Origin of the sequence: Lactobacillus colini (assembly GCF_017874575.1) — a bacterium.
Classification (GTDB): Bacteria; Bacillota; Bacilli; order Lactobacillales; family Lactobacillaceae; genus Lactobacillus; species Lactobacillus colini.
In genome coordinates this window covers 170,743-194,587 of record NZ_JAGGLU010000003.1, presented here as the reverse complement: position 1 = coordinate 194,587, position 23,845 = coordinate 170,743, and the positions used below count along the sequence as shown (strand labels likewise).

The following is a 23,845-nucleotide window of genomic DNA, read 5'->3' as shown; positions in this document are numbered from 1 at the left end:
ATTAATCTTGGTAATTTACCAAAGCTAAGAATGATTCTGGATCAAGTGAAGCACCACCGACTAAACCACCATCGATATCAGGCTTAGCCATTAATTCTTTAACATTGGCTGGCTTTACAGAACCACCATATTGGATACGAACGTTTTCTGCAGTTTCTTCGTTGTAAAGATCCTTCACAGTTTCACGGATAGTCTTGCACATTTCCTCTGCTTGGTCTGATGAAGCAGTCTTACCAGTACCGATTGCCCAGATTGGTTCATAAGCAATAACAAGACTAGAAACTTGTTCAGCACTTAAACCTGCTAAAGCTGCCTTAATTTGGGCAACAACCCATTCTTCTTGCTTGTTAGCTTCACGAGTTTCAAGTGATTCACCACAGCAGATGATTGGAGTTACACCATTTTCAAAAAGTGCCTTAGCTTTCTTGTTAATGTCTTCATCAGTTTCGTGGAAGTAGCCTCTTCTTTCTGAGTGACCGATGATGCAGTAGTTAACTCCCATTTCGTTTAAAACTTTAGGAGAAGTTTCACCAGTAAATGCACCTTCAACTTCAAAGTATGCATTTTCTGCACCAGTGTGCAAGTCGCTACCTTTAGCAGCCTTAACTAAAGCGTCAAGATCAACAGCAGGTGCAGCAATAACTGATTCAACTTTACTTGAATCTGGTAATTGATCCTTAACTGCATTAACAAACTCAGTAGTTTGTTCTGGATTCATATGTAACTTCCAGTTACCAGCAATAATTGGTGTACGCATTTAAAAATAGTCCTTCCTATAATTACTTATCAGAAACGCAAGCGATACCAGGTAATTCTTTACCTTCAAGGTAGTTAAGTGAAGCACCACCACCAGTAGAAATGTGGCTAATCTTTGGTGCAATACCTAATTGCTTAGCTGCGGCAGTTGAGTCACCACCACCGATGATAGTAACAGCATCCTTCAAGTCAGCTAAAGCGCGACCAACTTCTAAAGTACCTTCTGCATAGTTAGGCATTTCAAAGGCACCCATTGGTCCGTTCCAAACAACAGTCTTAGCATCCTTTAAGATTTCTCTGAACTTATCAACAGTCTTAGGACCGATGTCTAAGCCCATTTCGTTATCAGGAATATCATCACCAACAACTTCGTGAGGAGCATCATTTGAGAATTCAGTTGCAGCAACGTTATCTACAGGCAATACAATCTTGTCGCCAGCTTTTTCAAGTAAGCTCTTAGCAAGGTCAAGCTTATCTTCTTCAAATAATGACTTACCAATCTTGTGGCCTTGTGCAGCTAAGAATGTGTAAGCCATACCACCACCGATTAAGATATGGTCTGACTTAGGAATTAAGTTTTCGATAACACCAATCTTATCAGAAACCTTAGCACCACCTAAGATAGTTACAAATGGGTGTACAGGGTTTTCAACAGCGTCACCTAAGAACTTAATTTCTTTTTGTAATAAGTAACCAGCTGCAGCAGGCTTACCAGCCTTCTTCATAGCAGTAGCAATACCTACGTTAGATGCGTGGCTTCTGTGAGCAGTACCAAAGGCATCGTTTACGAAGATATCACCTAAGCTTGCCCAGTATTCACCAAGCTTAGGATCGTTACCAGATTCACGCTTACCAAAGTCATTGTCAATATCTTGGAAACGAGTGTTTTCAAGAACAACAATTTGACCATCTTCCATGTTGTTGATAGCATCTTCAACTTCTTTGCCTTCATTTGAAGGAACAAAAGTTACAGGCTTATCAAGTAATTCACCTAAACGTTCAGCAACTGGACGTAAGCTTAATTCTTTCTTATCAGCATCGCTCTTAATACGACCTAAGTGGCTAAGCAAAATAGCCTTACCACCATTTTCGATGATGTATTTAATGGTTGGTAAAGCAGCAACGATACGGTTGTCGTCACCGATAACACCGTTCTTAATTGGAACGTTGAAGTCAACACGAACTAAAACTTTTTTACCTTTAAGATCTTTAAGATCTTCAATACCTAATTTAGACATGTGATTATATACCTCTACAATCAAATCTTTAAAAAAAGGCGGAAGGAGAATCTCCCTCCGCCTCATCACTACAAAACTTAAATCAAAAATTTAATTTAAACTTATGATTAAAGAGTAGCAAAGTGTAACAAAGTACGAACCATTTGGCAAGTGAATGACCATTCGTTGTCGTACCAAGCAACAGTCTTAACTAATTGCTTGTCACCTGCAGTAGTTACCATAGTTTGAGTTGGGTCAAAGATTGAACCAGCAGTCATATCAATGATGTCACTTGAAACAACATCGTTTGGTTCGTATGCGAATGAAGGACTTTCGTACTTCTTCATAGCTTCGTTAACTTCATCAGCAGTAACTTTCTTACCTAAGATAGATACCAATTCAGTTACAGAACCATCTGGAACTGGAACACGTTGTGCGTGACCATTCAACTTACCGTTCAATTCTGGAATTACAAGACCAATAGCCTTAGCAGCACCAGTTGAGTGAGGAATAATGTTGATAGCTGCAGCACGTGCTGAACGGAAATTACCACCACGTACAGGACCATCCAAGATCATTTGAGTTGAAGTGTAAGCGTGGATAGTAGTCATAGTACCAACTTCAATGCCGAATTCCTTTTGTAAAGCATTAACCATTGGTGCTAATGAGTTAGTAGTACATGAACCAGCTGAAACAATCTTGTCATCAGCAGTTAAAGTATCTTCGTTTACTGAGTAAACGATAGTCTTAAGATCGCTACCTGCAGGAGCAGAAATTAAAACTCTCTTTGCACCAGCTTGAAGGTGAGCTTCTGACTTAGCCTTGCTAGTGTAGAAACCAGTACATTCAAGAACGAAGTCAACGCCGTCGTTCTTAACCCATGGAATGTTTTGTGCTTGTGGTTCAGCGTAAACACGGTATTCCTTGCCATCAACAACGATTGCGTCATCAGTAGCAGAAACTTCGTGGTTGAAAGTACCATGAGTTGAGTCATACTTAAGTAAGTGAGCCAAAAGTGCTGGAGTAGTCAAGTCGTTAATAGCAACAACTTCGATGTCTGAAGACTTTTCGCCTAATTCCATAATACGACGGAATGCTAAACGTCCGATACGGCCGAAACCGTTAATACCAATTTTAACTGTCATATTGGTTTTTCCTCCTTAGGAAATATGTAGTAACAATTTATTTTAAACGGGAATTACTTCCCCTTTAAAACCTTAGTTGAGGCTCCTTCATCTGTGATTAGCCACGTCTGTTTAGGAGCATGATGCATGTAAGCTTCAATTGCATTGGCCTTACTTGCGCCAGCAGCAACTGCAAATACATGAGGTATTTTATCTAAATCCTCAAGTTGTAATCCAATTCGAGGAATTCTGTCAATAACTCTACCTTGTTGGTCGAAGAAATACCCAAAACATTCGGCCACCGCACCCTTCTCACGGAGCTTGGAACGCATGATAACATCAAGATTACGTCGCTTGACCATCTCATCGGCACGTCCAATTCCATGGATGACTGCATTACTATTATAAATGTTAGAAATCGCATTCGCAATATTTGCGTCTTGAATCAAAAGCCTCAAAGCTTCAGAAGAAACATTCTCTGGCAAATATAATCCCTTATGCTGACCTCCTACTTGAGAAGCCATCACTTGTGCAACGGTATTACTCTGCAATTCCACACTCTCTCCTACTGCTCCTCTTCCTGGAACAAATAATAATTCGCGGTAGCGATTAAGCTTAGGAGATAAATGCTTAGCAACTCCTGCCACGGTAGAACCACCTAGAACAGTAATAATATTATTACCTAGCGGTAAAAGCAAATCCAAAGATGAATTTAGCTCTTCGCTTAATAAATCTATTACCCGCTCTTGACGATCCAAATCTCCTGGAACAACGATTGCTCGTTCAATGCCAAGCTTATGAGCTAACTTAATCTCTTGCTGGCTGGCATTAAACACGCGATCAATCATCGGAGCTGCTTCCTTCAATACACGCTTACCCTTCTCGGTTAAGACCATTCCATAGCTTCTAACCTCAATTAGACCTAGCTGCCTTAAATAATCAGTTTCAGTACGAATATTACGTTCACTTAATCCTAACTTCTTAGCAACCACTCTTCGTCCAACCGGAGCTAATAATGAAATCTGTTCAAGAACAAGAAAGCGTTGCCGAACTATTTTTAAAATGTCAGGAACTAAGCTTTGTAGCAAGGTTAAATCCGAGTCCATGAGCTTGCTCCCTCCTATGGGTCGGCAATTGTCCCCATCCGTGACGATTGTCGACCCAAAAACTCTAAAAATATTAGAGAAACGTAGAATTAAGTTAAATTCACATTTCTCTTTCGACACTCATAGTATAGCAATATCATTTTTATAATTCAAGATTTTAACCCATATTTTTCAAAATCTGCTGCAAATTTTTTAAAACTCAAAAAAATAGATTATAATAAATCCATAATACTATAGATATCAGAGGGCTTTTCAATGGAACAATTACGTGATGAAGAATTAGCCAATATTGCCCACGACTACTATCTTAGTCGCCTAACAATTGGTGAAATAGTAAAAAAATATAACCTTTCCCGTTACTTGATAAGTCGGGCGTTAGATGAAGCACAACAAAAAGGTATCGTTAAGATTTCAATTAAGCGTAAAATTAAGCGCAATGCCAAACTAGAAGCACAAATAAAAAATAAATTTGATCTTAAAGAAGTTATCGTCTTAAAAACTCGTGAAACCACTAATCAAGATAATGAGGCACTTGTTTCTTATGCAGCTGAACAAGTTCAAGCCTATTTAAATACCGCCCAAAACGCCGGAGTTACCTGGGGGACCTTAGTTCATGATGTAATTAACAATTTTGAAGAAGATAAACGTGAAAATCTAACATTCGTCCAACTAGTTGGACAACCAATTAATTCTATCGCCCGCAAAAACCCCCTAGTGCAAGTTGCCGCTGCTAAGTATGACGCTAACTTCCGCCTCTTGCCAGCACCTTTATATGCTGTACACCCCGAGTTACTAACTGCAATTAAGAATGAGCCATTTTATCAAACAATTAATGATTATTATAATAATTTGGATTTAATTTTTTCCGGGATTGGGACATTAGCTTCATTTTCTGTAAGTACATATACAAAGGAAAATTATGAAAAAGTGCTTTTTAAGAATATCCCTGAAGATAAAGTTGCTGGAATGATCTTTGGAAGGGCATACGACATCAATGGCAGGCTCTTAGGTGATATTGATAACCATATCTGTGGTATCTCAATTGAACAAATTATGCAGACACCTGTCAGGTTCGTCATTGTAAAGAATCGCTTTAAGACATCGGCTTTACTAGGCGCTTTGCGGGCTGGATTTGTCACTCATTTAATCACTAATGAAGGAATAGCCAACCGCGTCTTAAAAATGGCATAGCAAAAAGGTTAGGAAAGTTGAATCCTAACCTTTTTCATTAAAGTTTTCAAAATATAATCGTGAAATATATTCCTGCATTTGCGTAACAGAGTGCCTACGTGATCTTGCACACTCCTTAGCTGGTCTTGAACATATGAAGCAGGTTCGCTGTTTTTGACCAAGATCTTTACGTGAAACAGCCTTTACTTGATCTTCTACTATTACATCTGCATCAAATAAACGTCCTAACTCAGTCTGATCCTCAAAAACAATACATGCTTCTTTAATTAGTCGAGGTTCACCGCCAACAACATAAAATATCTCTTGTCCACTAGGCTGGTTAATCTCCTTAACTAGTCTAAAATCAAAATCATTCTCTAAAAAAAGTTCTTCCAGGTGCCTTTTCCCCCTGCTAAAGATTTGTTCAAGGTAGTGATTATTTTTGATTGGTCCTGGAATATTTAAATTCACATTAACAATTGTTGCGCCTGGATATTTAGCAAATATAGCTTTTTGCAGTTGAACCCGATAATCCTTAGCAGCTAAAATAGCTGAAATATCTTGTTTTTGCCCTTCATTAAAAATTGTCTTATTCATTTTTCCACCAAAAAAGAGCCATACGGCTCTTTTTTTAATTAAGTTAATCCTTAACTTGTTTAATTGCATCAATAATTGTACCGTCACGGTATTCTACCAAGGCAACAGTTCTGTCAGTATATTCAAGAGGCTTTGGTACACCTACTTGCTTTTCAGCTTGAGCTTGCAAGTCCTTAATATCAACAATCTTAAGTCCTGGAACCTTAGATAGGGTATCAATCAAATCTTGACGCTTAGGGTTGATTGCAATACCACGTTCAGTTACTAAGACATCAATTGATTCACCCGGGGTAACAACAGTTTCTACCTTTGGTACAACAGTTGCATTTCTACCACGAACAAGCGGAGCTGTGATTATTGTCATCTTAGCACCAGCTGCTGAATCTTGGTGACCACCAACTGCACCACGAATTACACCATCTGAACCAGTCATAACATTAACGTTGAAGTCAGTATCAATTTGAAGAGCTGACAAGATTGATACATCAAGATTATTAACTACTGCACCCTTATTGTGAGGATCAGCATACCATGAAGCGTCAATTTCTTGTTGGTTCTTATTCTTAGCCATTGAAGCAGCTGAACCCTTGTCGAAGTCTTGAACATCCATCAACTTGTTGATCAATCCTTCTTCAAGTAAGTCGCACATTGGCTTAGTAATACCACCAACAGCAAATGAAGCCTTGATACCATCATCAATCATAGCTTGACGAAGATAACGAGTAACTGCTAGAGCCGCACCACCTGAACCAGTTTGGAAGCTAAATCCATCTTTATAGTATGGTGAGTTGACGATGACTTGATTTACCATCTGGGCAATCTTAAGTTCCTTAGGATCCTTAGTAAAACGAGTAGCGCCTGAACCGATCTTATCCGGATCACCAATCTTGTCAACCTTAACAACATAATCAACTTGATCTTGCTTAATTGAAGCAGGAGTATTTGGATAAGATACAATATTATCTGTTAAAAGAACAACCTTATCAGCATAAGCAGCATCCATTAAGGCATAACCTAATGAACCAAAGACAGCATCCCCTTCTTGACCATTAGCATTACCTGCAGGGTCTGCGTTAGGTACACCTAAGAAGGCAACATCAATCTTAATTTCGCCATCTTCAATTGAACGCGCACGATTACCATGACTGCGGAAGATAACAGGGTTTTTAAGACCACCTTTAGAAACAAATTCACCTAAAGATCCACGCATACCTGAGGAGGTAATATTCGTAATAACGCCCTTCTTAATTGCTTCAATAACAGTGTCATTCATTACACCAGTTAGTGATGATGGGGCTAAAGTTAAATCCTTATAGCCCATATCAATAATCTTCTTCATTACAGTATTGAAGGCAAAGTCACCATTTCTAAAGTGGTGGTGGAAAGAAATTGTCACTCCATCTTTTAAGTTGTTCTTAATTACATCGTCTAAAGAGTCAACAACTTTATTTTGACCTTCAGTTACCCGCACCTTTGGTGCTACTCTTTGCACTGTTGGATTGCCAGCTTTACTAGTTTCAAATGGTTTTAAATCTAATTCTTTCATTAAATCATCTGGCAAATTGCGTTTTACTTTATTCTCCAATGTAGTTACCCTCCTCATCAATCAAGTTTGAAGCTTTAGCGGTTTCAAGTACACGAGTTGCCTTTTCAACAACTGGCTTATCTACCATTTTACCGTTCATTGAAATTACACCGCTACCCTTAGCCTTAGCTTCTGCGATTGCTGCTTCAACATTTTGGGCTTCTTCAATTTCTTCTTTACTTGGGTTAAATACCTTGTTAACCATTGCAATTTGACGTGGATTAACTAAACTCTTTCCATCATAACCCAATTCGTGAATGTAGTTAGTTTCACGGTAAAATCCTTCAGTATCCTTCATATTGCTAAATACTGTATCAAAAGCATAAACGTCAGCTGCACGAGCTGCTTGCAAGACCATATTACGGGCAAATTCAAGCTCACGGCCATCTGGGTAACGCTTAGTATGCATGTCAGCGGTGTAGTCTTCACCTGATACTGCAAGTCCCATCATTAATGGGGTGCTTTCAGCGATTTCTGGAGCGTGTAGAACGCCTTTAGCTGATTCAATAGCGGCCATTACACCAATTGAACCTTTCTCAATACCGAATTCTGCTTCCCACTTTTCGACATCTTTGACTAATTTTTGAATCATAGCGGCCGATTCTGTCTTAGGCAAGCGGATAACATCAACACCAGCCTTAACCATTGCCTTAACATCTTCGTCATAAAATGGCGTATCTTGACCATTAACTCTGACAACTACCTCTGCACCACCAAAGTCAACTGTCTTAATTGCTTCATAAACTAAGAGTCTAGCAGCATCTTTTTCAGTTAAGGAAACTGAATCTTCAAGGTCTAGCATGATCGAATCGGCACCATAAATACCTGCATCCTTAATCATTGCTGGATTATTACCCGGCACAAACATCATTGTACGACGAAGACGATTCTTAACGTAAGTCATTTACAGCACCTCCAAATCTGGCTTATCTTGGGTTTCGGTTGCTCTTTGAGCAGCTGCTAAAGTACGAGCTTTAATGACGCAATCAAGTGCTCCTTTATCAGTAGCTTTAACTTTAGCATCTTCAATGCCATATTTATTCAAAGTTTCTGTGATGACATGATTAATTTGATCACCATATGCTTTTTTTACATCTGAATCCAAGTCGATTTCGACACCATTAGTACCTTTTGAAATCATAATTTGGATGTCGGAGCTTTCTAAAGTTCCGGCTACACCAATAGTTTTAATTTCCATTGATCTGCTTGCCTTTCTTAATTCTAGTCTGTAACTCGGTTAAATGTACCTTAATAAAATTAAAGGTAGTTGCCGGCACCAATTCCTCAATACCAGCAAGGTCGTTATTCTTAATTAGTTTTCTAACTTCGGTTGCAGTTATGATCTTGTCATCTTCTGTTAGACGATTCAAGACCTTGACTTTTATTTTCGGTTCTAAAATCTTGATCAAACTTTCGTTGTATCTTTCAGTTGTTTTAGAAAACGGCTCTTGTCCTAAATAACGGCTTGTAATGTTAAGCTTAGGTGCCAGCCAGTTCTTAAATACTAAGGCATCAATTGCTGTCTGCTCCTTAATCAAGTCATCTGGACTTTTTAAAAAGTAAGCAGGAAACGTTGCCTTGGATACTTGATAATCTTGGCTTGATACCACGCATACATTGTCGAGGTCACTTAGGCCATCTTTGACTAAGCGAATTCTCTCATGAGCTGAAAACAACGATGCATCAGTCTTAACAACAAAGACATATACAATGTCATTTTCTTTACTTGCTGTTTCGACTAAATACCTGTGTCCTAAGGTAAAAGGATTAGCATTCATTACTACTGCAGCAATTCTTTTATCTTTTTGGCTAGGATCTTGAGGTAGTGATTCTAAATAATCATCAATTCCTGGCATTCCACTTTCTAAAAATGCAGCCTGATCAGTAGCAGCCAATTCTCTAAAATTCAAATGTTGAAAACTCTGTGAGTATTTCTTCTTAGTAAAAACAAAGAAATGGAATATCTTTTCACTAAATAAATACTGCTGCAGAGCAGTTACAATCTGATTAAACCGCTGTCCTTGAACTGCATCCTTATTACAAACACCTAGATACTTCAAAACATTACCTGATGTTGAGCCTGTAGCAACAAGCTTACCATCTTCATCGATCAAGCCAATAGTATGATCAATGCTTTCAACTTCACGCTCAGAAAAATTATGCAGGTCCAATTGTTCTAAAAAACTCTGCCACTTCTTTCTTGTCGCGTTATCAGTCAAATGCAAGTCAACTACTCTTTCCAATAGTTAACACCTCTTTTGTGAGAAGAAGAACATCTTGACAACAACTAAAGTATACGCTTTCTTTTTAAAAATTTCAAATTTTATTTTATTTTTTATAAAATTTAAAATTATTTAAAAACAAAAAGCGCCTAAGCGCTTTCTTCTACCATACACCAATTACTTTCATCCACAAGGTACCAACTGTACCAAAGACAATCAGGTAGATTAAACCTAATACAAAGTTCATCTTCCACCACTCACCTTGTGTTACATAGCCATTACTTGCTAAAACAGAAGCTGGTCCGTTTGCATAGTGAGTAGTTGAGGCCATAACTGCACCAGTGAAAGCTAATAACATAGCGCTCAAACCAACAGGAGCTCCAGTTGCAACAGCTACTGATAAGAATGGTAAGTAAAGTGCTGTTACGTGAGCAGTACCACTGGCGAATAAGTAGTGAGTATAGAACATCAAGATTACAAGAATTGCCAAAACTAACTCCCAGCTAATTCCATGTAAACTATGACTCACAAGACTTGAGAACCAAGAAATAAAGCCATAAGAGATAAGCTTACCAGCCATAAATACCAAAATCGATAACCAAATCAAGATATTCCAGGCACCAGTTTCCTTCAAGGCATCTTGAATAGTTAAGACACCAGTAATTAATAGGATAACAACTGCCAAGAAAGCAACAAAAGTCGCATTCAATTGCGGAATCTTAATGAAACTTGACATAACCCACATCACAATCGCTAAGATAAAGACTGCGGTCATGATCTTCTCTGGCTTAGTCATTGGTCCCATTTCATTAAGCTTACCACCAGCCCATTCTTTAGCGTCTGGAGTTTCTTTAATTTCAGGTGGATACATCTTGTAAATAACAAATGGAATAATAACTGCCAAGATTAAGACTGGGACAATTGCAGCTAGGAACCAGCCACCCCAAGTCATAGAATAGCCTTTTTGAACTGCCATCTGTTGGGCAACCATGTTAGGAGCAGCACCAGTGATAAATAATGCCGTCGATAAGACATTAGCATGGAAGGCTGTGAAGTTAATGTAAGCACCAATCTTCTTACGTGAAGAATCATTAGGCTTAGAATCATAACCGTCATCAGCAACTGATTGTACAATTGGCCATACAACCCCACCAGTACGAGCAGAGTTAGAAGGAATTAACGCACCAAGAATTAACTCTAATCCAGTAATTGCATAACCAATACCGATTGATTTCTTACCGAACTTTTGAATCATGATATAGGCAATTCGGTTACCTAATCCAGTCTTACTAATACCATGTGCCATAATGAATGCCATAGCGATTAACCATGATGATGAGTTACCAAATGCACTCAAAACACCAGAGTTAACAACTACACCCTTAGCATTAGTAACGTCCTTCATTGGAGCAAGTCCAACTAAAACCATAACTACTAACCCTGTTAAAGTAGTACCACCAATTGGCAAGGGTTTAGTAATACAGCCTACAATTGTGGCAACGAAGATGGCGAACATTTGCCAAGCTTCAGCCGACAAACCTGCAGGTCTAATTGGTGTAATTAAATATAGGACTATACCAATAATTATTGGCCATATAAAGCCTTTATAGTTTACTTTTTCTAAAGTTTTCATTGAAAATTACCATTAATTACCGTAGTAATCATTAATTATATCAAAGCCCTTTTCCTTCAGGCTCTCGTCAACCCAAGATAGGTCAACCTTACCTTGACTAAATGCGACTGCCTTAGCGTCATCTTGCTTGTGAAATTCTTGTGCTCTAGGCAAGATCTCAGCAGCATCTTGACGTGGAATGCAGATTACTCCATCTGGATCACCTAGAATAATATCTCCTGGATTAACATTGATATTCCCACAAGCGATTGGCACATTAAGTTCACCAGGACCTTCCTTGTAAGGACCGCCTGGAGTAGTACTTGTTGCATAGATAGGCAAGTCCCAGTTCTGCAAATTATCAATATCACGAATTGGCCCATCCACTACAATTCCTGCAATCTTCTTTTGATCACGTAAGTACGACATCATAACTTCACCAATCAATGATCTGGTAGTATCTCCTTCATCATTGATAACAACCACATCACCTTCATGTGCATAGCGTAGTGCAGCATAGATAGCTAAGTTATCACCTGCTCTAGTGTGAACTGTAAATGCAGGACCAGACATCTCTTGCTTAGGACTAGACATTAACTTAATACGTGGATTCATTGCTGAATTACGCTCCATGCAGTCAGCAACATTCGATGCTGGTAACTCTCGATAAGCCTTAACCACTTCTGGGTCAGGCATTTGACGTTTAAGATAAATTCTCTTTCCTACTGGCATTCTCTCACCTCAATTTTAAACAATACCTTTCTACACGATTATTATACGTAATCGCTTTCAAAAATTCAATATTTTTTTAAAAATAAGTGATTTTTTAAAATTTTTAAAATGAATAAGAGGCTGCTTCCAATTCTAAAAAGCGGCCTCTTACAATTAAATATTCTGTTTTGTTAGAAAGTTAATAATCGCTTCATGCATCAACTCAGGTTGCTCAGCTTGAATAATATGACCACAGTCTGGAATAACCTGAGCAAAAATATTGTCACTCAAATCTGCTACCTTATCGGCAAAGTCCGGATTAAAGTATGGTGACTTCTCACCCGCTAAAATTAGGACAGGAATTGTTAAAGTACTCAACAGCTCCCGCCAATCATGTTCGGCATGGTTACGCAATAAGTCAAAGTTATCTTCTGCTATATATGGGTGCTTCATATAATCATCTTTAGCAGCCTTTTTTAGTTCTGAGGCAATTGGATGATAGTATGCTCTTCCCATATCGAGTCTTAAATATTCTGGATACAAGTCCCAAGTCAAATCTTTAAAACCATATGTCCAAGTATCATCCTTAACCATCTTAGGAGATTGGTCTAAGTCAACCATTGCTGCCACCTGATTATCAGTAAAAAGTGACAAATAGGACCACATAATTCCTGCACCCATAGAATTACCAACTAAAATTACCCGATCTAAATTTAAGTGACTAATCAATTCAGCTAAATCCATTCCATGACGAGCAATAGTCTGTCCCTTAAAGGTACGTTCAGAGCCGCCTTGATTACGTGGATCCATTACAATTACTCGATACTGATCCTTAAACAATTCAACAGCTCGATCAAATAATCTGCCAGATCCTCCAATTCCTGGAATAAAAATAATTGCCTGCTTTTCAACTTCGGCTGTATCAGTAAAGTGTATTCTTACGTTATCATTTGTCCTGAATTCCATAATTTCCTCCTCATTTCAACTTATTATAACGCATAAGAAAAGGCTCGGACCTTGATCCAAGCCTTTTAAAATTAATTATTTTAGTAATTGCCACTAAACATATCGCCAGCCTTCGGTGGCACATAGTCGCCAAAGTATTTACTAAAGTCAAGATCTAAGTAATCACATAGATCCTTAACTTCAGTCATCGTCTTGTCAATTACTGGGATACCATTTTCTTTGCGGTCCTTAAGGGCAAGCATTTCCTTTTCACCATGTGTATAAATGCGAGCTTGTCCTTCAGCCTTAGGTGCGTCACGTAATTCTTGCAAATATTCTGAAAAATGCTTCTTAATTGCTTCAGTATCACCAAAGTTAGCCAGATTAATAGCCATAAAGCCATGACAAATACCTGATTTATTATCTTTCATAGTATTGTTGCTGGTCATACCTTGGGAAAGAATTGATGCAAAAATTTCAGCAACCATACCATTGCCGTAGCCTTTATGTGAACCTAAGGTTTCAGTATTACCACCTAGCGGCATAATTCCACCACCACGGTGGGCTGCAATATTGGATAAGACATCACTTGCATCATTAGATGGCTTACCATCCTTGTCAAGTGCCCAACCATCTGGAAGTGGCTTACCTAGCTTATTATACATTTCTAACTTACCGCGTGTTACAACTGTCGTTGAAGCATCAAATAAGAAATCATATGGATCAGCTGGCACACACCAAGCTTGTGGGTTAGATCCAATCATTGCCTTCTTGGCATATGTAGGCACCATAATTGCTTCACTATTAGTTGATGAAAATCCAAGCATCCCTTGCTCAGCAGCCATCTTAGCATAGTAACCAGCAATACCATAGTGGTTAGAATTCTTAACTGAAACAATACCCACACCAGTCTCTTTAGCCTTCTTGATAGCTAAGTTCATCGCAAAGACACCATTCAACTGACCCATGCCTTCATGACCATCAACGACTGCTGTAGTTGGTGTTTCAAAGACCACTTCCGGTTCAGCATCAACTTTCATGGTACCCTTTTGAATACCTTTATAGTAACGTACCATTCTCTGCATACCATGGCTTTGAATACCATATAGGTCAGCAGTTAATAAGACATCAGTAATGGTTTCTGCCTTTTCTTTAGTGAAACCAAATTTCTGAAATGCATCCATGCACAAGTTGTAGAGAGTTTCATACGAGAATTTTACTTTTTTGCTATCTGTCATTTTTCTTTCTCCATTCAAAACAACTTGTCCTTCTTCTCACAATTTGCATTATACAAAAGCGTTTTCACATTTTCAATATCAAAAAATAAACTTTATAATTATTTTTATTGACGAAATTATTCTTTGGTACTTTCACAATAATTTGTTATAATCATTAGTATATTGACTCCTTAGTGTAATGGATCGCACGTAAGATTCCGGTTCTTAAAATCTGAGTTCGACTCTCAGGGGAGTCATAAACTTCATTAAATGAAAATCCACTCTAGATAACAATTCTCTAGAGTGGATTTTTTTACATTAATAATTATTCAATTAATCGGCCTTGCCAACTGTTAACTCTGATCTCTGAGCAAACTCTACATAGAGCTGCGAACCATTAACTGACATACCCTCTAGTTCACGACGAGTATTGAACTTGTAATGTGCCTTAGCTTGACCATTCTCTGATACCTTAAATATATGGTCATTAAATCCGATGTAGAAGTTACCATTACCGTAAGCAAATCCTTGAACTGGTGAATTAGATACAAAATTACCTTGAGTAGCGCCTACTTCTTGAGCATGCCATTCATCGCCACTTCTAGTTAACTTCCAGTATTCATAGTAGCCATGGGCACCATTGTGGAATAAGGCATACATGGTATTATCTCCCACGAAGGTTGCGTTATGGATATAGCGATTAGTTGCTATCCTAAAAGTCCAAATCTTATTGATCTGCATATCACTTTTTCTAATTTGAAGGATTTCTTCTGATTGTGGACCATTAGAATACTTATTGTTATTAGCCATTACATAGATATAATCTTGACTTGAGCCTAAAGCTTGACCATGTCCTAACTTAATATATGGGCTTACCTTAATATGCTTTGCATAAGACTTAAAAGTGCTCCATTTCATCGTAGTTAAATTCTGAGCAGCGGTCTTACTCTTAATATGATTCAAGTTATAGGAAACAATATGTCCGTGATCATCATTGCTACTTGAATACATTGAAGCTGCAAAAATATTATCGTTAACCGTAATACCTTCTGGAATTACACCAACCTGTCCCATCGCATCAGCTGCTTGACCATAACTTAAACTCACAAAACGTGGTTGATACAAGCGAGTCTTCAAGATTAAGCCATTCGATCCTTTAATAGTATTAGGGCGAGTTTCTGAAGTATAGTGATGGACAGCATTCCAATTAGTAGAAGATCCCTTAGAACTACCTTTCCAGCCAGTAGCTAGCTTAAACCCCTTTTGTGGACTCAAAGTAGCCAAATTTTCCGCTTCGGCTGGATTATTTCTAACAGTAACATTTACCAAAGCGTGGGCTTTTTTGTAAGAATAATTTACTTTAGTAACGCCAGCTTTTCCAGAATTAATATAAGCATGATCCACACTAACTTTATTAAGATCGATAGCCGTTCCCTTGCTATCAGTCACATAGTTAATTGCATCTTTAGTATTGAAGCTATATTCAGCATTATTTACTAATGACACGTCACCAGCGACAGATATTTTATCTCTAGCAAAGAAATTCTGATTTACCCAACCGACATGTCTGCCATCAACATAAATATCCCAATATGTTCCCTTTTTAGTTGAAATATATTTTTTGGATTGTATTTGCCCATATTTAAAATACTTAGTAGATGTAAACTTACCTGCCGGTCCCTTGCTTGAAACTCTATGATAAATTGAATAATTTTTACTGCCTGCAATTTTAGTAACAGCCTTCGAGTAAGTTTTAGCATTTACAGAGTTAGCTTTAACACCTTCAATACTAATTCCGCTAGCTAATAGAATAAATGTCAATAAAGCAAGTTTGAATGACTTTTTCATTTTTTCTCCTCAAAAATTATCTTTTTTCTTTAATTAAGTAAACAGGGCGATGCTTTACTTGTAAGAATATTTTACCAATATAGCGACCAATAATACCCAAACATAGTAATTGTACCCCACCAATTAATAAAATAATACATACTAACGAAGCCCAGCCAAAGACAGACGAATTAGGATAGATAAAGTGGCGTACAACAACTGTAATTAATCCAACAATTGCTAAGACAAACGACACCATCCCTAACCAAACAGCTAAATTCAGTGGTGCTTCAGAAAAATCAGATATACCATCAAAAGCATACTTAAACAGCTGCCAGGTGCTCCAATCACTCTCACCAGCAACGCGCTCTCGATTATGATATTCCAAATACTTAGTCTTAAAGCCTACCCAACTAAATATTCCTTTTGAAAAACGGTTATATTCATGCAGAGATAACACTGCATCAACCATCTGTCTAGTCATCATACGATAATCACGAGCACCAGGAACAATTTGAGTTTTAGAAATCTTGTTGATGAACTTATAAAACGCACCACTTAAAAACGACTTTACCTTCGCTTCACCAGCGCGGTCGATACGCCGAGTGCCCACGCAATCATATTCTCCCGATTGTAAAATCTGGTACATTTTAGGTAAAAATTCTGGCGGGTCTTGTAAGTCTACATCCATAACAACTACATAATCCCCTGTTGCAGCTTCTAATCCTGCATATAGAGCAGCTTCTTTACCAAAGTTTCTAGAAAACGAAATATAGTGTACATGCTCAGGATTCTTCTGGTATAAGCTACGTAGTTCTTCTAGTGTCCGATCAACTGAACCATCATTGACAAAACAATATTCAACAAAGACACTCTTTAAACCTTCAAGGACCACTTTTTGTACGGCTTTGTAAAATAAAGGTATCGATTCTTCTTCGTTATAACAAGGTACGACAATTGTTAGTTTTTTCATAATTCACTTCTTTAATCTTTTAAACCAATCTTGTTATTTTTTAAAGGTGATAACTTTATTTACAACAAATTGAATCAAAGTAGCTACTAAAGTAGCCACAGTCTTAACGATAATCTTATCTTGATGTAATTGCTCAACAAAAATAAATAAGCAAACTGTTGTAAATAAGGTAGTAATCTGACCTATTAGATAATATTCAACAAATCTTCTTATTAGGTGATCATGAACCTTAAAGTTAGTATAACTATTCCAAAAGAAATTGTTAATTAATCCAGCAGTTGAAGAAATAAAATTTGCTAGTTCTGCATTCCAGTGTAAAAAAACACTCAAGACTGTAAAAACGCCAAAATCTACAACTAAGCCTAAAATTCCAATCACACCATATTTTATTAATTGAATAACAGCTTCTTGCCTAATAAGCTCGCCTAACTTTCTTCTATTCATCTCATCCTCAACCTAAAATGTATTGACCTTGTATGAATACGATTTTATCACTTATTGGAAAAAATAAAAAAGAGAAAAAGATCTTCTCTTCTCCTCTTCTCTTTCAGTGGTTAATCAGTTAATGGACTACTCTCTAATAATTCAGGTCTTTGAGCTAAGTTTAAATATAGACGATTATTGTAAACAGAAATCCCTTCAATTTCACGACCGGTATTAAATGTATAAGCACCCTTGTATGTACCATCACGGCCAACCTTAACGATTAAGTCATTAAAGGCAATGTAGAAGTTCTGGTGCTTAGAATCATAGGTAAATCCTTGCACAGGTGCATTATCAGATACAAAATTGCCACCAGTTGCACCAATTTCAGTTGGATACCAGTTAGATCCTGTACGCTTAAACATCCAATACTCATAAGTCTTATCCTTAGTATTATGGTATAAGGCATACATAGTATTATCATCAACAATTACCGCATTGTGGAAGTAACGTGGATTGCTACTATCGCCAACCCATGCCTTAAATGTCCAGATCTTATTGATGGTCAAATCACTTTTGTTAAGTTGAAGCAGGGTTTCAGAATCTGATGGATCATAGCGTCCATGTTCATTAGCAACAACATAAATGTACTTGTCACTAGCGCCCATACCTTGACCATGACCAGTATAAACATATGGACTTACCTTCATATTCTTAACATAAGAGGTAAATTCTTTATTAGACATTTCAGAAAGCTTCTGGGCATCGAATGGATCAGTTAACTTATTCAAATTGTAAGCTACGATATGACCAGAAGTTGAATTACTATGAGCAAGTAAGCTAGTGTATAGCCAACCATCACTCATGACAGTACCTTCCGGAATATGTCCAACTGCGTTAACTTGTGGTGTATCTAATTCAGGTTCTTGGTTTAAGTACAATGGTTGGTAGTACTTAGTATTAAAGGTTAAACCATTAGTTTTGTAAGTATGGATATCAGTTTCTGGGGCATATGCAGTATAGTCAACATAATTTTCCGAATGACCGAAGTGCTTACTCCAACTCTTTAGGCTGTTAGTCCCTGCCATAACAGTTGCATTAGCTTGAGTGATACCTTCCTTGTCACTTTTTCTAATTTTGAAAGTTATGGTAGCTTTAGCATCCTTACCCACAGTGTAGGTAACTTTTTTGGTACCTGGATTAGTCGTGTCTACATTCTGGGTAGAAACGTTGACATTCCAATTACCAACAACGTTACCATACTTATCTGTTGCATAGGATATAGCATTTCTAGTGTAAAAGCTAGTATCAGGATTCTTAACTAAGCTAACAACTTTAGGCACCATAATCTGATTGCGAGCAAAGAAGCGTTCATTTACCCAGCCAGTACGGACACCATCAACATATAATAGCCAGTATCTATACTTAGTTCCTTGGTACACTTCAGTAGATTCTAAGTGGTTATTAGCATAGTCAAGGCCATTAGCAATCTTCTTGCCTAACTTACCGCTTTCGCTGATTGAAGAATAAATATTGTAATTCTTATTTCCAGCTCTCTTTACAACAGCTTTAAAAGTAATGTGACGATTAAAGTTCTCATTAACTTTAGTCTTTTGGTTGGATTTAGCAGTTTTTTTAGTGTTTTTAGCTGCTTTTTTTGCTTCTTGAACTGCCTTATTTGCCTTATCTAACTTAGCAACGGAATCTTGAACAGACTTCAAATTATGAGTATAAATATCTTCTTCATCCTCATTTACTAAGTCACTATCTTCATCTTTATTGGCTGGATCAGTGTCAGTGACCGTATCTTTAGTTGATGATGAACTAGAAGTATTAGTTGAATTAGTGCTTGTTTGATTGTTATTAGTGCTATTATTACTATTATTTTGAGTAGTATTAACTTGCGTTTGTGATGATGAAATTTCATCAGCCTTAGCAGGATTAGAAAGCAAAACTAATCCCAAGGCGGCAGCTGATACAAATGAAACTAATACTCTTGCGTGTGGGTTTTTATTATTTTTCAAAATAATCCTCTCTATGATTAATCAATTGTTTTCACTGTGTGTTTTAATAATGTCTATGTTCTATTCTAACTGATTCCTAAAAATTTTAAAGGCTTTTGAGCTTCTTTGTTTGACAGTTTTATTAATACGTGTTTTAATTAGCACTGTGCATTATAGAGTGCTAATTTTTATAAGGAGGTAAGATTAATGCTCGTACCTACAGTTGTTGAACAAACTGCACGTGGTGAACGTGCCTACGACATTTACTCTAGATTATTAAAAGACCGTATTATTATGCTTAGTGGTGAAATTAATGACCAAATGGCAAATAGTATTATTGCGCAACTTTTATTCTTAGATGCTCAAGACAATACTAAGGACATTTCCTTGTACATTAACTCACCTGGTGGTGTTATTACCTCTGGTTTAGCAATTATGGATACTATGAACTTTATTAAGTCAGATGTTTCTACAATTGCTATTGGTATGGCCGCATCAATGGCTTCTATTCTCTTAACCAGCGGTACTAAGGGCAAGCGATTCGCTCTTCCTAACTCAACTGTGTTAATCCACCAACCTTTAGGTGGTGCTCAAGGTCAACAAACCGAAATTGAAATTGCCGCTAAAGAAATCTTAAAGAGCCGTAAGAAGTTGAACAATATCTTGCACGAGACTACTGGTCAATCTCTTGAAAAGATTCAACAAGATACTGAACGTGATAACTACCTTACTGCTCAAGAAGCTAAAGATTACGGCTTAATCGATGAGATCTTAGTTAACAAGCAAAAATAATAAAGTTAAAAAATAAGAGGTGCTAGATTTGCATCTCTTATTTTTTTACTCATTGTTTCGGATTTTTTCTGCAAATTCATGTATCTTATGAAAACGGTGGTTGACCCCAGACTTAGAAAGTGGGCCATCCGGAACCCTTGCAGCTACTTCTTTTAAAGATAGTTCAGGGTTTTCTAAACGAAAGCGCGCCAAAATTGACAACTTCTCAGGCAAATCATCAAGGCCAATATTGGATTCAATCAACTGAATATCTTCTACCTGTTTGGCTGCTGCATTGGCAGTCTTTTTTAGATTAGCTGTATCACAATTTACTAATCGGTTGACAGAGTTACGCATGTCACGCATAATTCTTAAATCTTCAAACGAAAGCATTGCATTGACAGCCCCAACAATATGTAAAAAATCACCAATCTTCTCTGCTTCTTTTAAGTAGACAATATAGCCATTGCGTCGTTTAGTTTTTTTAGCATTTAAATAAAAATACTTATTCATCAACTCAGCTAATTCATCGTTATGGTTTTGATAAAGAGAATAGATTTCTAAATGATAACGACTAGTTTCAGGATTATTAACACTGCCTGCTGCTAAAAAAGCACCTCGTAAATATGACATTGCTCTCTGATCAGAGTTCATGATCTTATCAGGAATACCAGTTATGAAGCCCTTCTCCTTATTGAAGACATCTAGATCTTCTAATATTTCATAAACATTCTTTTTAAGTCGAACTAAGTATTGATAGTTCTTTTTTAGCTTCATCTTTTTTGAGACTATTAATAACGGCTCAATATCATAAGCCGTCTTAATTAGAGAAAAAATTCGCCTAGCAATAGCAGGATTTTCAGTAGTAATATCTAGGCTAAATTGCCGATCACGTAAACTTAAAACACCATTCATTCGCAAAAAAGCAGCTAACTCAGCCTTAGCATGCTCTGGATGCACTGGCAAACTAGTTAGCTCCTTCTTTACATCACTTGCGTATGATACCAATATTAGCCCTCCTGTCGACGACGAGCATAAGCTTCAAAAGCAATATTCAAGATCTCTTTAGCAACTTTGCGTCCATCATGAAAGACTAATCCACTACGCTGATCGATAAAGTCATCAGTAATTACTCGACAGTCTTGCTTTCTCAAGCCTTCAAAATCGCTTCTTACTGGGACAAGGTATTCATCATAATCCTCAGGATGGAACTTATCCATATCAATCTTAGCCCCATTGACCAAGGCGGTATCAATATAGTGGCCACCTAAGTGATTATTAATAACTCTAACATGGTCTGCAGCGGTAAAGTTATCAGTTTCACCACGTTGGGTCATAATATTACAGATATAGATAACTTCGGCCTTGGTCTTGCGAACAGCTTCACCTAGGTTAGAGATCATTAAGTTAGGTAAAATCGAAGTAAATAAACTTCCCGGCCCCAATACAACAGCATCAGCTTGCATAATTGCTGCCAAGACTGGTAACACCGCCTTAGGTTCTGCATCCGAATCACTATCGGTTACCCAGACGCGCTTAATTTGCTTATTTTTAGAAGTAATTTCTGTTTCACCAGATTCAATCGTACCGTCCATAAATTCTGCATTTAAGGTCAAAGGCTCATTAGAAGCAGGGAAAATATGACCGTCAACCTTCATCATCTTTGATAAAGATTGAACAGCATCAAAAATATTTCCCTTCATTTCATCTAAAGCAGCAATAATCAAATTACCAATTGCATGACCTGCAAAAAATGAATCCTTAGAATTAAAACGATATTGAAAAATATCCTTCTCCTGCTTAGGAATATCTGAAAGTGATACAATAACGTTTCTAATATCACCTGGCGGAACTACGTTAATATAGTCCCTAATTACACCCGATGAGCCACCATCATCGGCGACAGTCACAATAGCAGTTATTTCGGCATTTTGTTCTTTTAATGCATTTAAAATAACTGGTAGCCCAGTTCCCCCGCCAATCACGGCAATCTTAGGGCGGCGACCTTTAATCACTCGCACAATGCGACTTTCTCCGTAGGCCATAAATTCTCCCTTCCTATTTACGAATATAACGACTAATTTCCCGATGAGAAATATCTACTGGATACTTCTTAGACAGGTCAGTCGCTAATTGACGTGCAATTGATACACTTCGATGCTGTCCACCAGTACAACCAATTGCAATCGTTAATTTTTCTTTACCTTCTCGAATGTAACCAGGAATAGCAACTTTAAGCATGTCTAAAAGCTTAGAGTAAAACAGCTTAGTCTCATCTTTTTCCATAACATAATCGAATACCTTACGGTCTAAGCCTGTAAATGGCTTTAGTTGCGGAATATAAAATGGATTAGGTAAGAAACGCACATCCATTACAATATCCGCATCAATCGGAATACCATACTTGAATCCAAAGCTCATTACTTCTATTGAAAAACGGGGCGCATGATTTTCACTAAACTTATCTATCAACTTTTTCTTCAATTCTTTAGTAGAGAGATTAGAAGTATCAATTATGATATTAGCTATATTCTTTACCCCACCTAAAATTGCTCTTTCCTGTTGGATGCCATCAAGCAATCTACCCTTATTAGCCAAAGGGGGCAGTCGCCTAGTTTCTTTATAACGAGAAACTAGCGCATCATCAGATGCATCCAAAAAGACAATAGTTGACTGAACATTTTGACTATCTTCTAGTGAATTGATTTCATCGACTAAATCTTTATAAAAGCTTTTGACCCTTAAATCAATTACCACAGCAGCCTTAGTAAAATCATCGGAATTATTAATTAATTCCCAAAAACTTCCAAGTAATTCTGGTGGTAAGTTATCTACAACTAGATAACCCATATCCTCTAATGACTTAATAGCAACTGTCTTACCTGCACCACTCATGCCAGTTACAATTAAAAGTTGTTTCTTTTGATCAGCCATATTGCGTGCCTCCTTAATCTTCACCATTATAACATACCGGGTGTTTCATTTTGATAATTAAAAACCAGCAACTACAAAAAAGTTGCTGGTTTTTATGGTTAACGATGCATAAATGCTACAAAAATTTCATTAAAGCCAAAGACCATTAACCAAAATGCTACTAGGTAAACTAAGGTGATTGCAGCTAAAACTGGATTAAACATTAACGTAATTGCAATCAATAAACTAATTACATTTAAGATCAAACTTAAAATAAAATAGCCGTTTGAGTAATCCCTTAAGTGCCATGAAAAGACTACCCCAACTACTGAATCAACAAAGAACCAGACAGCAAATAGGACTGCAATAGTCAGACCGCCAATCTCATGGGAAAATAGAAAAATTAATCCAACAATAATATCTAAAATACCAGAAATCAATGTTACCCAGCTACGAGCGAAGAAGTCACGGAACTTAGAATACATATAAATCCAAATAATCCCCTGCATAATTGACAAGATAGCGAACAAAAAGACAAATGCTGCTAATCCTCTACCTGGGTATCTTAATAAGATAAATGAAGTAATTACTAACAATACACCCGCTAAAAGTGCACCCCAATCAAATCCACGTGGACGATCAGAATTAAATAAATTATTCATACTTTATCTCC

The 23,845-nt window shown here is 37.3% G+C and carries 23 protein-coding genes; 2 read left to right on the top strand and 21 right to left on the bottom strand.

Annotated elements, in window-relative coordinates:
* Position 1: 1 nt before the first annotated feature.
* From tpiA to J2Z60_RS04210, 4 genes are all read right to left on the bottom strand, one after another.
* Positions 2-757, bottom strand: coding sequence for a triose-phosphate isomerase (gene tpiA, locus J2Z60_RS04225; protein WP_209686429.1), 756 nt, complete (start codon positions 755-757; stop codon positions 2-4).
* A gap of 22 nt (positions 758-779) precedes the next feature.
* Positions 780-1,994, bottom strand: coding sequence for a phosphoglycerate kinase (locus tag J2Z60_RS04220; RefSeq protein WP_209686428.1), 1,215 nt, complete (start codon positions 1,992-1,994; stop codon positions 780-782).
* A 107-nt stretch (positions 1,995-2,101) separates the two neighbouring features.
* On the bottom strand, positions 2,102-3,118 hold the full coding sequence (gene gap / locus J2Z60_RS04215) for a type I glyceraldehyde-3-phosphate dehydrogenase (protein ID WP_209686427.1): 1,017 nt from the start codon (positions 3,116-3,118) through the stop codon (positions 2,102-2,104).
* Between the two features lie 53 nt (positions 3,119-3,171).
* Positions 3,172-4,203, bottom strand: a complete 1,032-nt coding sequence (locus J2Z60_RS04210) for a sugar-binding transcriptional regulator (protein WP_209686426.1) — start codon at positions 4,201-4,203, stop codon at positions 3,172-3,174.
* A gap of 255 nt (positions 4,204-4,458) precedes the next feature.
* Between J2Z60_RS04210 and J2Z60_RS04205 the strand changes: the two genes are divergently transcribed.
* Entirely contained in the window at positions 4,459-5,394 is a 936-nt protein-coding gene (locus J2Z60_RS04205; protein WP_209686425.1) for a sugar-binding transcriptional regulator, read from the top strand.
* A 24-nt stretch (positions 5,395-5,418) separates the two neighbouring features.
* Here J2Z60_RS04205 and citX read toward each other — a convergent pair whose 3' ends face one another.
* The 13 genes from citX to J2Z60_RS04140 all read right to left on the bottom strand — a co-directional run bounded on the left by citX (position 5,419) and on the right by J2Z60_RS04140 (position 19,509).
* On the bottom strand, positions 5,419-5,970 hold the full coding sequence (gene citX, locus J2Z60_RS04200; RefSeq protein ID WP_209686424.1) for a citrate lyase holo-[acyl-carrier protein] synthase: 552 nt from the start codon (positions 5,968-5,970) through the stop codon (positions 5,419-5,421).
* 43 nt (positions 5,971-6,013) lie between these two features.
* The gene (gene citF / locus J2Z60_RS04195) at positions 6,014-7,555 is read right to left on the bottom strand and encodes a citrate lyase subunit alpha (RefSeq protein WP_281063417.1); all 1,542 of its coding nucleotides are present in this window, start codon (positions 7,553-7,555) and stop codon (positions 6,014-6,016) included.
* A complete protein-coding gene (locus J2Z60_RS04190) occupies positions 7,545-8,459 on the bottom strand; it encodes an aldolase/citrate lyase family protein (protein WP_209686423.1) in 915 nt (304 codons plus the stop codon). The genes citF and J2Z60_RS04190 overlap by 11 nt, the downstream gene beginning before the upstream one ends.
* Complete coding sequence (gene citD / locus J2Z60_RS04185; RefSeq protein ID WP_209686422.1) at positions 8,460-8,753, bottom strand: citrate lyase acyl carrier protein; 294 nt, start codon at positions 8,751-8,753, stop codon at positions 8,460-8,462. It lies immediately after the preceding gene.
* A complete protein-coding gene (citC, locus tag J2Z60_RS04180; RefSeq protein WP_209686421.1) occupies positions 8,743-9,798 on the bottom strand; it encodes a [citrate (pro-3S)-lyase] ligase in 1,056 nt (351 codons plus the stop codon). Before citC ends, citD begins: the two co-directional genes overlap by 11 nt.
* 142 nt (positions 9,799-9,940) lie before the next feature.
* On the bottom strand, positions 9,941-11,410 hold the full coding sequence (locus tag J2Z60_RS04175) for a DASS family sodium-coupled anion symporter (RefSeq protein ID WP_209686420.1): 1,470 nt from the start codon (positions 11,408-11,410) through the stop codon (positions 9,941-9,943).
* A gap of 12 nt (positions 11,411-11,422) precedes the next feature.
* Positions 11,423-12,121, bottom strand: a complete 699-nt coding sequence (locus J2Z60_RS04170) for an RraA family protein (protein WP_209686419.1) — start codon at positions 12,119-12,121, stop codon at positions 11,423-11,425.
* Positions 12,122-12,274: 153 nt separating this feature from the next.
* Positions 12,275-13,066, bottom strand: coding sequence for an alpha/beta fold hydrolase (locus J2Z60_RS04165; RefSeq protein ID WP_209686418.1), 792 nt, complete (start codon positions 13,064-13,066; stop codon positions 12,275-12,277).
* Positions 13,067-13,146: 80 nt separating this feature from the next.
* A complete protein-coding gene (locus J2Z60_RS04160; protein ID WP_209686417.1) occupies positions 13,147-14,283 on the bottom strand; it encodes an Ldh family oxidoreductase in 1,137 nt (378 codons plus the stop codon).
* A gap of 312 nt (positions 14,284-14,595) precedes the next feature.
* The gene (locus tag J2Z60_RS04155) at positions 14,596-16,110 is read right to left on the bottom strand and encodes an LBA0864 family S-layer associated protein (RefSeq protein ID WP_209686416.1); all 1,515 of its coding nucleotides are present in this window, start codon (positions 16,108-16,110) and stop codon (positions 14,596-14,598) included.
* Positions 16,111-16,126: 16 nt separating this feature from the next.
* Positions 16,127-17,062: a glycosyltransferase family 2 protein gene (locus tag J2Z60_RS04150; RefSeq protein WP_209686415.1), complete on the bottom strand. Its 936-nt coding sequence runs from the start codon at positions 17,060-17,062 to the stop codon at positions 16,127-16,129.
* 33 nt (positions 17,063-17,095) lie between these two features.
* Complete coding sequence (locus J2Z60_RS04145) at positions 17,096-17,506, bottom strand: GtrA family protein (protein WP_209686414.1); 411 nt, start codon at positions 17,504-17,506, stop codon at positions 17,096-17,098.
* Positions 17,507-17,616: 110 nt separating this feature from the next.
* Positions 17,617-19,509: a GW dipeptide domain-containing protein gene (locus J2Z60_RS04140; protein ID WP_209686413.1), complete on the bottom strand. Its 1,893-nt coding sequence runs from the start codon at positions 19,507-19,509 to the stop codon at positions 17,617-17,619.
* 186 nt (positions 19,510-19,695) lie between these two features.
* Between J2Z60_RS04140 and clpP the strand changes: the two genes are divergently transcribed.
* Complete coding sequence (gene clpP / locus J2Z60_RS04135; protein ID WP_209686412.1) at positions 19,696-20,280, top strand: ATP-dependent Clp endopeptidase proteolytic subunit ClpP; 585 nt, start codon at positions 19,696-19,698, stop codon at positions 20,278-20,280.
* A 45-nt stretch (positions 20,281-20,325) separates the two neighbouring features.
* On the opposite strand, the gene whiA is transcribed toward clpP, so the two are convergent.
* From whiA to J2Z60_RS04115, 4 genes are all read right to left on the bottom strand, one after another.
* The gene (whiA, locus tag J2Z60_RS04130; RefSeq protein ID WP_209686411.1) at positions 20,326-21,267 is read right to left on the bottom strand and encodes a DNA-binding protein WhiA; all 942 of its coding nucleotides are present in this window, start codon (positions 21,265-21,267) and stop codon (positions 20,326-20,328) included.
* A gap of 2 nt (positions 21,268-21,269) precedes the next feature.
* Positions 21,270-22,304 carry a gluconeogenesis factor YvcK family protein gene (locus J2Z60_RS04125; RefSeq protein WP_209686410.1) on the bottom strand — a complete coding sequence of 345 codons (1,035 nt, stop codon included), beginning with the start codon at positions 22,302-22,304 and terminating at the stop codon, positions 21,270-21,272.
* Positions 22,305-22,317: 13 nt separating this feature from the next.
* Complete coding sequence (rapZ, locus tag J2Z60_RS04120) at positions 22,318-23,193, bottom strand: RNase adapter RapZ (RefSeq protein ID WP_209686409.1); 876 nt, start codon at positions 23,191-23,193, stop codon at positions 22,318-22,320.
* Between the two features lie 98 nt (positions 23,194-23,291).
* Positions 23,292-23,834: an HdeD family acid-resistance protein gene (locus tag J2Z60_RS04115; RefSeq protein WP_209686408.1), complete on the bottom strand. Its 543-nt coding sequence runs from the start codon at positions 23,832-23,834 to the stop codon at positions 23,292-23,294.
* Positions 23,835-23,845: the final 11 nt, after the last annotated feature.